This is a genomic window from Calditrichota bacterium, from assembly GCA_013152715.1.
Classification (GTDB): Bacteria; Zhuqueibacterota; Zhuqueibacteria; order Thermofontimicrobiales; family Thermofontimicrobiaceae; genus 4484-87.
This window is the reverse complement of sequence record JAADFU010000177.1, coordinates 1-12,492: the sequence shown is the minus strand read 5'-3', so window position 1 is coordinate 12,492 and position 12,492 is coordinate 1. Positions and strand designations below refer to the sequence as shown.

At 46.0% G+C, this 12,492-nt stretch carries 11 protein-coding genes; 3 read left to right on the top strand and 8 right to left on the bottom strand.

Annotation, left to right across the window (positions count from 1 at the left end; genetic code table 11):
* Both GXO74_13110 and GXO74_13105 read left to right on the top strand, forming a co-directional pair.
* Nucleotides 1-726 (top strand): ABC transporter ATP-binding protein, encoded by a 726-nt coding sequence (locus GXO74_13110; protein NOZ62603.1) that lies wholly within the window; start codon nucleotides 1-3, stop codon nucleotides 724-726.
* A 161-nt stretch (nucleotides 727-887) separates the two neighbouring features.
* On the top strand, nucleotides 888-3,359 hold the full coding sequence (locus tag GXO74_13105) for an ATP-dependent Clp protease ATP-binding subunit (protein NOZ62602.1): 2,472 nt from the start codon (nucleotides 888-890) through the stop codon (nucleotides 3,357-3,359).
* Between the two features lie 285 nt (nucleotides 3,360-3,644).
* Here GXO74_13105 and GXO74_13100 read toward each other — a convergent pair whose 3' ends face one another.
* From GXO74_13100 to GXO74_13065, 8 genes are all read right to left on the bottom strand, one after another.
* Nucleotides 3,645-4,202, bottom strand: a complete 558-nt coding sequence (locus GXO74_13100; protein NOZ62601.1) for a hydrolase — start codon at nucleotides 4,200-4,202, stop codon at nucleotides 3,645-3,647.
* A gap of 55 nt (nucleotides 4,203-4,257) precedes the next feature.
* Complete coding sequence (locus GXO74_13095; protein NOZ62600.1) at nucleotides 4,258-5,352, bottom strand: alanine--glyoxylate aminotransferase family protein; 1,095 nt, start codon at nucleotides 5,350-5,352, stop codon at nucleotides 4,258-4,260.
* The gene (locus GXO74_13090) at nucleotides 5,349-6,569 is read right to left on the bottom strand and encodes a cation:proton antiporter (GenBank protein ID NOZ62599.1); all 1,221 of its coding nucleotides are present in this window, start codon (nucleotides 6,567-6,569) and stop codon (nucleotides 5,349-5,351) included. Before GXO74_13090 ends, GXO74_13095 begins: the two co-directional genes overlap by 4 nt.
* 10 nt (nucleotides 6,570-6,579) lie before the next feature.
* Nucleotides 6,580-7,077 (bottom strand): CBS domain-containing protein, encoded by a 498-nt coding sequence (locus GXO74_13085; protein ID NOZ62598.1) that lies wholly within the window; start codon nucleotides 7,075-7,077, stop codon nucleotides 6,580-6,582.
* Nucleotides 7,078-7,270: 193 nt separating this feature from the next.
* Nucleotides 7,271-7,828, bottom strand: a complete 558-nt coding sequence (locus tag GXO74_13080; protein ID NOZ62597.1) for a Gx transporter family protein — start codon at nucleotides 7,826-7,828, stop codon at nucleotides 7,271-7,273.
* On the bottom strand, nucleotides 7,812-8,225 hold the full coding sequence (locus GXO74_13075) for a NusG domain II-containing protein (protein ID NOZ62596.1): 414 nt from the start codon (nucleotides 8,223-8,225) through the stop codon (nucleotides 7,812-7,814). The genes GXO74_13080 and GXO74_13075 overlap by 17 nt, the downstream gene beginning before the upstream one ends.
* 7 nt (nucleotides 8,226-8,232) lie before the next feature.
* A complete protein-coding gene (locus GXO74_13070; GenBank protein NOZ62595.1) occupies nucleotides 8,233-9,774 on the bottom strand; it encodes a hypothetical protein in 1,542 nt (513 codons plus the stop codon).
* 10 nt (nucleotides 9,775-9,784) lie between these two features.
* A complete protein-coding gene (locus GXO74_13065; GenBank protein NOZ62594.1) occupies nucleotides 9,785-10,597 on the bottom strand; it encodes a phosphodiester glycosidase family protein in 813 nt (270 codons plus the stop codon).
* 409 nt (nucleotides 10,598-11,006) lie between these two features.
* Here GXO74_13065 and GXO74_13060 point away from each other — a divergent pair, with 409 nt between their 5' ends.
* The gene (locus GXO74_13060) at nucleotides 11,007-12,341 is read left to right on the top strand and encodes a T9SS type A sorting domain-containing protein (protein ID NOZ62593.1); all 1,335 of its coding nucleotides are present in this window, start codon (nucleotides 11,007-11,009) and stop codon (nucleotides 12,339-12,341) included.
* Nucleotides 12,342-12,492: the final 151 nt, after the last annotated feature.

Here is a 12,492-nt window from a genome sequence, read left to right as displayed (position 1 = left end):
ATGAATAAGCAAAAGACGATTTTGATTACAGAAAGTCTTTTCAAAGACTATTATTTGAACAGCGCCGTGGTCAAAGTGCTGAAGGGTATTGATGTTGAAATTTATAACGGAGAAATCGTTGCTATTACAGGTCCCTCCGGCGTTGGCAAGAGCACTCTACTCCACATTTTGGGCGTTTTGGATCGACCGACAAAAGGCAGAGTGTACATTGAAAATGAAGATGTGTTTCAATACAACGACAAAAAATTAGCGGAATACAGGAATCAAATGGTGGGGTTTGTGTTTCAGTTTCACCATTTGCTGCCGGAGTTTTCCGCCATGGAAAATGTGATGTTGCCGGGCATGATCGCTGGTACGTCCAAAGAAAAATTGCAGGAACGCGCTTTTCATTTATTGACGGAAGTGGGACTCGGAGATCGGTTGGATCACAGGCCGAATGAATTGTCCGGCGGAGAGCAGCAGCGTGTTGCCGTGGCCCGCGCTCTGGTTAATTCGCCGCGGCTGCTGCTTGCTGACGAGCCATCGGGAAATCTGGATTTGCAATCCGCTCAGGCATTGCATGAGTTGTTCTGGCAATTGAACAGAGAAAAAAATCAAACAATGGTGATTGTCACCCATAATTTGGATTTGGCGAGACAAGCGGATCGGATCATTGAATTGTACGATGGACAGATTCGGCAAATTCACAAGCAGTCCAGAGATCGAGATGACTTGTTAATCGTGTGATTTTTTGCCGATTTAGCCTTCGTTTACAAAAATTTATTGAAAAAGAACCAATTTTTTTAAAAAAGTCATTGAAATATTGGTCTAATTTTTGTATGTTATAATATAATTTTGACCGTACTTATTTTTAATCTATTTTATTCGTGAGAAGGAGCAGGCATTAGATGAAAAAGAATTTTTCCAGTCGTGTTCAAGTTGTGATACAATTATCAAGAGAAGAAGCGCTGCGCCTGGGGCATGACTATATTGGGACAGAGCATTTGCTATTAGGATTGCTCAAAGAAGGCGAGGGGATGGCAATTGATATTTTAACCAATCTGGCGGTCGATCTGGACGAATTGAAAAAGGCCGTGGAAGACGCCATTCGCACCACTGGCGACACTGCCACGATCGGAGACATTCCGTTGACCAAGCGAGCGGAAAAAATATTGAAAATGGCGTACATGGAAGCCGACAGTTTTAAATCAGAAGTCGCTGGCACCGAGCATCTTTTACTTGCTCTGGTGAAAGAGCAGGAAGGCGTAGCGGCTCAAGTACTGTTGTCGTTTGACATTAATTATGATTTGATCAGGCAGGAAGTGGAAAATATTATGCAGGGGACGCCCACAGTCAAGGAGCCGGGAACTCGTCGCTCAAAAACGCCGGCGCTGGATCATTTTGGCGTGGATTTGACTGACCTGGCGCAAAAGGGAGAGTTGGATCCCATTATCGGCAGGGATGATGAAATTCGCCGCGTGGCGCAAATTTTGAGTCGGCGCAAGAAAAATAATCCCGTGCTCATCGGCGAGCCAGGCGTTGGCAAAACCGCTATCGTGGAAGGCCTGGCGCTGCGTATCATTTCGAAACAGGTGCCGCGCGTGCTGCATGACAAAAGAGTGATCACACTGGACCTGGGCGCAATTGTCGCCGGAACCAAATACCGCGGCCAATTCGAAGAACGCATGAAAGCAATTATGAACGAACTGGTTCGCGTGAAGGACGTGATTTTGTTCATTGACGAGTTGCACACGATCGTGGGCGCCGGCGGAGCTTCAGGTTCGCTGGATGCGTCGAATATGTTCAAACCGGCGCTTTCGCGCGGGGAAATTCAATGTATCGGCGCGACGACGCTGGATGAGTACCGGATGTACATTGAAAAAGACGGCGCGTTGGAAAGACGATTTCAGAAAATTATGGTGGATCCGCCTTCTTTGGGTGAGACGTTAGGAATTTTGAACGGCTTAAAAGATAGGTACGAAGCGCACCATAAAGTACAATATGAAGATGCCGCCATCGAAGCGGCAGTCAAATTGTCGGATCGTTACATTACGGATAAATACATGCCGGACAAGGCCATTGACGTTTTGGATGAAACCGGCGCCATGGTGCATCTGGCAAATATTATTGTGCCTGACGAGATTGTGGAATTAGAAGAGAGAGTCAAGCACATTCGCGAGCAAAAGGATATGGTCATTCGCGCTCAGGAGTTTGAAAAGGCGGCTATTTTTAGAGATCGCGAGCGAAAATTGTTGCGGCAATTGGAACTGGCAAAACGGCGCTGGCAGGAAAATGACTCGCAACAAATTTCTATTGTCAGGGAGCAGGATGTGGCAGAGGTCGTTTCGATGATGACCGGGATTCCCGTGAGAAAACTGGCTCAGTCGGAATCCGAAAAGCTACTCAAAATGGAGCAGGAACTCAAAAAACGAATTATTGGACAGGACGAAGCGATTTCAAAATTGTCCAAAGCGATTCAGCGAACGCGCGCCGGATTAAAAGACCCTGACAAACCCATCGGTTCGTTTATTTTTCTGGGTCCCAGCGGCGTTGGGAAAACACAACTCACCAAGGAATTGGCGACCTATTTGTTCGAAGACGAGGAAGCGCTGATTCGAATCGACATGTCGGAATATATGGAGAAATTTTCCGTATCCCGTTTGATCGGCGCGCCTCCGGGATACGTGGGTTACGAAGAAGGCGGACAATTAACGGAAAAAGTGCGTCGCCATCCTTATTCGGTAGTATTATTTGATGAAATCGAAAAAGCGCATCCCGATGTGTTCAATATTTTGCTGCAAATTTTGGACGAAGGCCATGTGACCGACGGTCTGGGACGACGGGTTGATTTTAAAAATACAATTTTAATTTTGACGTCAAATATTGGCGCACGCCAGATTATTCAGGGCGGCGATATTGGTTTTTCCAAACACAGCGAGGAAAATGATTATGATGCCATGAAAAATCGCATCGTCAGTGAAATGAAACGGTTATTCAATCCTGAATTCCTCAATCGGTTGGATGAAGTCGTTGTGTTCCGACAGTTGGCCATCGGCGATGTGGTAAAAATTGTCGATCTGGTGCTCGAAGATATGTTGAAGAAAGTGGAAGATCGGGAGATAAAAATTACCCTGACGAAATCGGCGAAAGAATTTGTCGCTGAAAAAGGTTTTGACGCAAGTTTTGGTGCCAGACCGCTCAAGCGAACAATTCAAAAATTCGTAGAAGATCCCATCGCTGAGGAAATTTTGAAGGGCAATTTTACCGACGGCAGCCAAATTCAAGTGACTAAAAAAGGCGACCATTTAACTTTTAGCAGCAAGCAGAAAAAGAATACCGAAGAGATCGGATCGGAGAAGGATACTCCCCCAGGTAAATAGCGGAAAGCAAATATTGATGATAAATTTAAAGCCAGGCTGTGCGATTTGCCTGGCTTTTTTTACAACGTTACAATTGATGTTTTGAAGAAAATGCAATATCGTGTTTTGCCGCCGATTTGCCCAAAAATCAAGCCCGACTCAGACGCGGTCCGCGGAAATGTCCCGGTAGCTCTCGGATTCAGGTTGCGGAAAAAATTTATTACAAGAAAAGAAAAAGCAAAAAATCAACGACAGCGCTAAAATCAAAAAGGACAGAGGTCGGCGATTCATGTTTTGATTGCCTGATTATTTCACAATTTTTGAAATTTCTTTAAATTCCGGCGTTCGGGATTCCACAAGCAGCTCGAATAAAACAGCTTCGGCGGTGGTGACGATGGCTCCCTGCTGGCGCAGTCGCTCAAGTGCCATTTTGTGGTCAATCTTTTTGCGCGAAGAAACAGCATCGGCAGCCAAATAAACCTGGAAGTCATTGGCGAGCAGATCCAGCGCTGTTTGCGCCACGCACACGTGGGCTTCAATGCCGCAAATTACCACTTGCTCGACACCGCGATTTTTTAATTGATCTCCAAAGTTCGGCAGGGTGCAGCAGCTAAAAGTCAATTTTTCCTCAATTTTTTCGGGCTGCAACGCTTCCAAGATCGGCGCTGCGGTAGGTCCCAAACCTTTGCGATATTGTTCCGTAATGAAAATTGGCAATTGCAAAACCTGAAATCCTTTGACTAATTTCACGGTATTTTCAATCACCGAATCCTGGTATTTCATCACCGCACTAATTTTTTCCTGAATATCAATGATTAACAGCCCGGTTTTTTCTTTTTTGAGAATAGTTGGATGGCGTTTCATATTTTCCTCTGATTTTTCTTCAAATAAAATGTTTTGTCTTCAAAAAAAAGTTTGATTACACGCGGCTCGACAACATGATGTATTCCAGAATGTCCATGCCATGCTCGACAATGTCCATGTCTGCCTGATAGCCCATGTGTCCGATGCGAAAAACGCGATTCGCCAATTTTCCCAAAGAACCGCCGACAGCCATGCCGCGCGCCCGCAGTCTTTTGTTCAAATAATTCCAGGTCAAGTTTTCCGGGACTTTCACTGCGGTAACGGTGGGTGAACAAATCGATTCGTCTTCGGGGAAAAGGGACAGCCCCATCTCAGTGATGCGCTGCCGGCAATAACGGGCGATTTCTTCGTGGCGCAGAATTACATTTTCCAGGCCTTCGTCTAAAATTAATTGACAGGTGCGATTCACGGCAGCGATGGAATGCCAGGACAGCGTGTAGGGAAACCACTGATTTTGAACCGCATTTTTCCACGGCACCAGTGAATCGTAGCCCTTGTAATCGATGTAATCAATGATTTTCCAGCTTCTTTTACTCACTGAGAGTATTCCCACTTCAGGCGGTGTGCCGAGACATTTTTGCGAACCCACCAGGCATAGATCGATGCCCCAGTCGTCCACTTTTACTTCAGCGCCGCCAACACTGGAAACCGCATCCACGTAAAAAAGCGGGACGCTGTATTTTTTCACCAGTTTTCCCACTTCTTTGACCGGATTGATGATGCCGGAGGGCGTCTCGCAGTGGACCATTGTCACAATTTTTGGTCGAAAATTTTTGATTGCATTTTCCACCTGTTCCAGATCGATGGCGGCGTTGTACTCGGCAGCGACGACTTCCACCTCGCAGCCGCGGGAACGCGCCATGTCAGCGATGCCGTGGCCGAAAACGCCATTGGCAATAGACACGACTTTGTCGCCGGGAATGAGCGCCGATTTCAGCGCCGCCCACAGCGCCAACATGGCTTCGCCGTTCATCATCACGATCGTGTTTTTTGTACCCATTATTTTTTGAAATTTGCGCTGCGTATCCTGATACAATTCATAAAATTCCGGTTCCAGATCAGACGAACCGTAGTTTGTCTGATACGCTGTCAATACTTCTGCCGGGACGCTCGTGGGACCTGGCACTAATGGAATGAGATATGTTTTCATTTCTTTTTCTCCGCTTTTGCTGAAAATTTTTCGTATCGGTCGATGTAAAATTTCAAAAGAAAAGGCGTGACAAAAACGGTAATCGCTACCATTGCCACGATGGAGGCAAACATTTTGTTGTCGATCAATCCTGCGTCCAGCGCAACGGCGACGACCACTAACTCCACGCCGGTACGCGGCACCAATCCGCTGCCGACGACCCAGGACTTCCGTGAAGAAAATCCGATGAGCAGACCGCCGAGGTAGCCGCCGATGAATTTCACGCCGATTGCCGCGACGATGATGACAACAGCCAGCAACCCGCCTTCGACGAGAGCGCCGAAATTGACGCGGGCGCCCAAAATGGCAAAAAATAGGGGAATGAAAAAACCGTACGAGAAGCCGTAGATTTTGTATTCAATGTCTTTCGTTTTAAATTCGGCTTCCAACGCTAAAATAATGCCGGCAACAAAGGAGCCGATGATCATGTGCAAGCCTAATTTTTGCGCCGCAAAAGAGAAAAAGAGCACAATCGCCATCATAATGCCAAATTTTGCCTCGTCAATGAGAAATTGTCTCAGTAGTCGAGCTATTGGATCCAATAGCAGCAGGTAGAAAAGCAGGGCGCCGACGAAAAAAGCGATAAATTTTCCAATAAGCACGAGTGCAGTCCCGAAAGAGAACGCCGTTTCCGGCTGAATGAATAAAATCAGAAAAGACAGCATGAGTAAGCTGCGTAAGGCGTCGATAATTGCCTCGCCCAGAATGAGCATGCCGTAGTCGGTGTGAAGTCGCCCCAAATCCATCAGCGTGCGCGCGCTGACGCCGATGGCGGTGAGCGACAGAGCTAATCCGATGAACAAGCTGGCTAACGTTGAATATCCCCAGAAAACTCCAATGATAAAGCCGACTATAAAGGAAAGGAGAACATTGGGAATGGAAGCGATAATGGAATCGCGAGCGATTCGTTTAAGTTGAAGAATGTCGATTTCGCTGTAGCCGATGACGAAAAAGAAAAAGGCGGCGCCGATTTCGTAAAAGGAGTTGAAAGTTTCGCCGGAAAATAGAGATGTTTCAAAAAATAATTTTCCCAACAAATAGGGACCAAAAATTATTCCCGCCAAAAGCTCGCCCAAAAGCGCGGGTTGTTTGAGCCGGAGCATGAGTTCTCCGAATAATTTGGCAAAAAGCAAAAATAATGTCAACGCTAAAAAAATTTCTTCGATGCGTGAGTCCATACAGTCTCCGTTATTTGCAGCAAATCGCTTCGTAAAGTAGCGGCATCATGTCAGTTAAAGTAATTATCCCCACAAAAAATCGTTTTTCCCGGTGCCAGAAGTTCCGTTTTCGATTCACCACGGGAATTGTGAACAGATTGTATTCCAGCATCATTTGCGCGACGCGGGAAATTTTTGTGTTCGGCGTGACTGTGAGCGGCTCTGTTTCCATGAACCCGCTCACGGGTCTGTTGACGTCCATCAGAGAAACCAGTTGGAACAATTTTCGCGTGTTGGCTTCTTCAAGATCGCGCGAAGGAACGAGATAAAAATTGAGCAACTCGCGGCGGAAGGCTATGCCTTTCAATTCATTATCTTCCACAACGGGTAATCCTTCGAAGTTGTGATCGCGAAAGATGCGAACGATTTCTAACATGGGAGTAGAAGGCGGCACAGTAATCACGTCGGTTTTAATAATTTCGGCGACAAGTAAATCTCCCAATGCCTGAGCGTCTTCAAATCTTAACATATTTTCCCCAATTGTTTATGGTGAAAAAATTACTTCTTTTCTATTCGATTTTTCCGAAATGCCAGCGAAAAAGCACGTTCATCTCAAGTATTATGGTAAATAAATTCTGAATAAAAAGCAAGTACAAATTGAATTTTTAGATTTAATTTGGATTATTTTTAAATTTACCGTTAGTGAGACACAAAATAGACCGCTATTTTGCGTCATGGGAAGAATTTAGGGCAGGAAAGTTGTCAAAGCGATTGATTAAAAGCCGGCTGACAAATGCCACAATCATACCGGTGACGATGGCCGTCAGCGTCATCACTGGAATGAGATAGAAAACCTCTTTTTTGTTGATGATGAGCCAATTGGCGACGATGAGTTGCGTCAGATTATGGGTGACCGCGCCCAAAATGCTCACGCCGAAAATGCTGAATGTCCCGCTAAATTTATTTTTGGCACAAATCATCACCAAGGTTGCCCCTAAACCACCGGCGAAACTCAAGATAAAAGTGGGATTGAAAAAAGACCCGAGCAAAATTGAGCCTAAAAATATTCTGCCAACCACAACGATGATCGCTGCTCTGGAATCCAGCAAATAAAGCGCAAGCAGCGTGGCGACGTGGGCAAACCCTAATTTCATCCAGGGCAGCGGACGCGGGATGAGCGCTTCGAAAACGAACAAAATGAGTCCCACGCCGATAAACAGGGCAATTTTTGTGAATCGTGCATTCTGTGTTGCGGAAGCGGCGCTATTGAGTGATAACATTCAGATAATCTTCCTTTTTTTTGCCAATGACGGAAATGACGACCTGATTGGGGACGCATACGATAAGTTCGCCGCTGCGGCTGACCCAGCCGGTTTTGACGCAGATTTTTTGCCGGCAGTCAGATTTCAGCACGCGAACGCGACTACCGGCGATGGCAATTTGCGTCTCGCCGATGGCGCCGGTCACTGTGAAGGTGGTGTCTTGGTTCAGCGGCAAAGTGGCGTACGGCGCGTTTTTTATTTTGATTTCGACAGCGGAACCCGTTTCCTGTCCTGCGCGCAACAATGCCATGCTGGCGAGCGAAGCAAAAACGAGGAAAATAACCAGAATTTTATCGCCTGTTGTCAGTTCCTGCCAGATATGCAACCAGTGGCTTTTATTTTTCAGTTTTTTCATTAATTTTTTATTTCAGTGTTATTGTGAAAAATCGGTACAATTCAAACACGGAAGCCCGCGCGTCGTTGGCTGCCAATTCGGGCGCGTCAAACCAAATTCTGATGCCGATTTTTTTATTCTTGCTCAATTGAAAATCTGCTTTCGGGTTATTGGGAATTTTGATTTTTATGATGTAATTTTCGTCCTGAGATTCAGTGACGAGTTGGATGTCTGATTCGTCCAAAATTTTTCCGAAACGGGTAACGTATTCCGGATCGTCGTCCCAGAGCGCCGGACTGTTTACTGATTCGCGAACTTGCGCGGATGCGTCCAGCGCGTGGATTTCGATAAATCTATTAGCGAAGGGATCTGCAACCAATTGATAATTGTCCTTTCCGCGCTGCCAGCCGTCATTTGCCAGATCCAAATCCAGATGCAGCCGCGCCGGGATGTTCATCTCGCAACCGAAATAGAGAAACTGTTCGTCCCAATTGATGAAAATTTTCGTTTGAAGCGGAATGTCGACGAAAAAGTCCAGCGGCGAAAAATCCAGTTGATTGGTGATTTGAAACCAACTGACCCAGGTGTTTTCGAGTTGGGGAGTGAAAAAAGGGATTTCGGTGTGAATGGCGTGCAAAGGCAGTGCGTCGGATCCGTCAATAATGCCGTCATGATCCGTGTCTGCGATGGTCGGCTGACTGGAGCGGTAAATTCCCGCGGCAAATTCGGCGCGATCATCCAGTCCGTCAGCGTCGCTGTCTTTTTTCAGCGTGTCGCTGCCAAAATGAAATTCGTCAACAGGAACCCTGGTGTCGTGATCCGGAAAGCCATCGCCGTCTTCGTCGCGGGTCGTTCTTATTTTTCCGTAAAATGGGTCAAGGGAAAAATAATCGGAAAAGCTGCGCCAGATTTCCGCCTGTTCGCTGAAATAGGCGCCGGTGTTTTCGGAAAGAATTTCTGGGGAACCGCTGGCAGGGAAAGAATTCACTTTGCTTTGCAAATAGCAGAAACGAACGGTTCCCTGAATCGCGCGCAAAAATGAGTAAACAAAGCCGCCGTCAATGCTGTCTGTTTCAGCCGGATAAATGACATTTTCAGCGCTGGGGAAGCGAACAATAGCGTACCCGGTGCGCTGAAAAATTTTCATTCCGCCGACATCTTTCCCACCAAATGGGGGCTTGTAAACCACGGCGATGATGCCAAACTGATTTTCACTCATGCCGTGCGCAATTAACTCCGCCTCGAGTTTATTTTTTTCAGGCAGGCCGTCGGTGGAAAAAAAAGTGACGGATTTTGTCGCGTCGATTGTCAAATACGACAGCAGCAAATTAAATCGACAACGGGAATTGCGCCAGATGAAATTGCGAACGAGCGCGACGCTATTTTTGATTTTTGAGATTTCTTTGTCAGAAATTATTTTGCCGGCTGAGTTGGAATGGACAACGATCAGCAATGGCAGGGAAATGTAGCGCATCGTTCCCGTTTTTGAAACGGAAGTTTGCGGCCAAAGCTTTGGCAATCCCAATTGGAGAATCATGAAAAAAAGAATGAATTTCTTGTAATTTGTCATTATGGCGTCCTTATTTATTTTGGAAAAAACTGACAAACACGGGCGCCGCGGACAGACCGCTGATCGATTTTTCATAATTCCCGTAATTGAAAAAGAGCTGCGAGGACCTGCCGCCATCCAGATTGAGCGCAGATTTTATCCGCAGATTCGGATTTGATAAGAATTTCTGAAAATCTCGCAGCGTCAATCCGCTCAGATGAGTATCGGTCACGGCGAAAATAATCCGATTGCGGCGATCAATAGCAATGCCGGAACGGCGCTTGATTTTTTGGTCGTCAATATCCGGAATAGGGGTGTAACCGGAAATCAGTCGCGGCATGGATTGGAGCGCTTCGTCAATACCAATATTCTGAAATTGCGAGCGATGAACGATGTAAGGCTTATTTCCCAGCATGAAAAAAACGCCAGAGTATCTCATGCCACTTTTGGGCATGGATTGAATTACGCGGCCTCGCTGGATGATGAGACCCAGCGGCCTTCCCTGCGGATCGAAAAAACTGCCGTTGATTGTCCCGATAGCGTTAGTGGCTCGGGCTGCCGCTGCCGCAGTTGTCAAATTTCTGTCCAGATGGACTCTGACGGAAAATCTCGCCGGATCGATGCGAATCATGAACACGGAAATTGTCAGGTGACTCAATTCGCTCTTCGTTTTTGCCTCTGCGATTTCAATGCCTGTCCCTAATTTCTGCCAGCTAATTTCTCCGGTTGTCGTGTCCTGAAAAATTGACAGATCAGCGATGAAATGCACGACGCTGCGAAAGCTCTGGGGAAATTTCCAATAAAGAATGAAAAGGATAATTATTACAAAAAAAATTTTCCCCAAACAGCAGCCTGATTTTGAATTTTTCTTACTCATTAGCGGCAGTTTTCTTTCTGAAATTGTGGCTGACTGGCTTTGCAAATTGAAATCCGAAATTTTCAAATTGCAACGTATTAAAATTTAATTATAATATAGATAAATGAGATTACAAAATCAAGTTTAATATTAAAAAATGAATACTTGTTGCAACTTATTAATATTTCTGATGATATGACAAATTGTAAAAATAGGAAATTTTTTTCTGACTTTTCCTTAAAGACTAAATTATTTTGAAAAATTCAGGCACAGTAGTTGCCTAAAGAGTGGCACAAGCGGAAAATTGCTTTGATTCAGAAAAGACGGGTGAGGGATGAGGACGAATAAACCACTTCAACTCATTTTGATTTTTTTAATAATGGTGATTGCAAATAAGATGAACGCACAGAGTGAAAGAAAATTCGGACTGAAAATTCCGCAGGAAGTCGCCGCCTACTGGAATGAGCGAGAGCCGCAAGTGCGTTCATTTTTGCCAAATACATTTCCTTTGACAGTGGACTGGAGCAGTCAGGACAGCCAGGTGAAAAACCAGTCATCGTGCGGCTCGTGCTGGGCGTTTGTTGCGGTGGCGCTTGTGGAAAATTTGAGTGGACAGCAGGATCTTTCGGAACAAGAACTCGTTTCCTGCGCTGTCGGCGATTGCGGCGGAGGCTGGTACGGGGATGCCCTGAAATATGTTCATGATACAGGTCTACCTCCCGAAAGTTGTTACCCCTATCAGGCGTCAAACGGGAGCTGTGCTAATTCATGCGATAATCCCGATTTTCTGATCCAACTGACAAATTACGATTATTACGGCCACTGGGGAGTTCCCACGGCGAATACGGTGAACGATCTGAAATCTTTGCTGCAAACAGGCCCGGTTTGCGTGAGCATGCTGGTTCCGGCTGATGGGACTTTTGACAATTACAGCGGCGGAGTTTACGATTACGAAGGCGGAGCGATTCCTTCCGACAGAGGACACGCGGTTCTTGTTGTGGGGTATGACGACAATGAAAGTTGTTTTAAGGCCAAAAATAGTTGGGGTAGCTCCTGGGGAGAAAACGGGTACTTTTTTATCGCTTACGATGACGTTACTGACGATGTGCAGTTTGGCGGGTATGCCTGTACCGCTTCCGGCGCTTATGTCTCTGATCCCACTGCTGTGGAATTAGCGACTTTTGATTTTCAAGTGAATAAAAACGAAGTGCGGCTGTCCTGGTCCACGGTTTCCGAGACGGAAAATTACGGTTTTGACGTCGAACGCAGCAAAGATGGCGCATTTGTGAAAATCGGCTTTGTCAAAGGATTTGGCACGACGAGCGAGCCCCAATTTTATCAGTTTTCGGACAACAATTTGCCCGTGGGCAATTATCAGTACAGACTGCGCCAGATTGATTTTGACGGAAGAGCAAATTTCAGTCCGGCGATCAATGTCAAAATCAGCGCGCCGAGAGATTTTCGGCTGACCCAGAATTACCCGAATCCGTTCAATCAGGAAACGGTTCTCTATTTTGAAGTTCCCCATTCAGAAAAAGCGACGCTGGATGTGTACAATATGCTCGGGCAAAAAGTAAAAACGCTGTTTGAAGGCGCGCTTTCGCCGGGATATTTTTCCGCCCGCTGGAACGGGACAGATGATTTCAGCAGAACTCTGCCGAGCGGCATTTATTATTACAAATTACAGAGCGGGGATTTTCACGCCACGCGACGTATGATTCTGGTAAGATAAGGAAAATTTATGACCTAAATTTGAGCCCTAAAAATCTCCTCAATACATGGTTCCTCCCTTAATTGATGTTGCCATTGTGATCGAGCGACCCCTTGCTTTCGGGCAGGGGGTCGCTTTTTTGGTGGGGAAAAAATGACAATAGCAAAGAACC

Excerpts from the sequence above, each read along its gene's own strand:
- GXO74_13085 (NOZ62598.1), bottom strand. The coding sequence starts at position 7,077 with ATGTTAAGATTTGAAGACGCTCAGGCATTGGGAGATTTACTTGTCGCC.
- GXO74_13105 (NOZ62602.1), top strand. The coding sequence starts at position 888 with ATGAAAAAGAATTTTTCCAGTCGTGTTCAAGTTGTGATACAATTATCA.
- GXO74_13080 (NOZ62597.1), bottom strand. The coding sequence starts at position 7,828 with ATGTTATCACTCAATAGCGCCGCTTCCGCAACACAGAATGCACGATTC.
- GXO74_13060 (NOZ62593.1), top strand. The coding sequence starts at position 11,007 with ATGAACGCACAGAGTGAAAGAAAATTCGGACTGAAAATTCCGCAGGAA.
- GXO74_13100 (NOZ62601.1), bottom strand. The coding sequence starts at position 4,202 with ATGAAACGCCATCCAACTATTCTCAAAAAAGAAAAAACCGGGCTGTTA.
- GXO74_13095 (NOZ62600.1), bottom strand. The coding sequence starts at position 5,352 with ATGAAAACATATCTCATTCCATTAGTGCCAGGTCCCACGAGCGTCCCG.
- GXO74_13090 (NOZ62599.1), bottom strand. The coding sequence starts at position 6,569 with ATGGACTCACGCATCGAAGAAATTTTTTTAGCGTTGACATTATTTTTG.
- GXO74_13110 (NOZ62603.1), top strand. The coding sequence starts at position 1 with ATGAATAAGCAAAAGACGATTTTGATTACAGAAAGTCTTTTCAAAGAC.
- GXO74_13075 (NOZ62596.1), bottom strand. The coding sequence starts at position 8,225 with ATGAAAAAACTGAAAAATAAAAGCCACTGGTTGCATATCTGGCAGGAA.
- GXO74_13070 (NOZ62595.1), bottom strand. The coding sequence starts at position 9,774 with ATGACAAATTACAAGAAATTCATTCTTTTTTTCATGATTCTCCAATTG.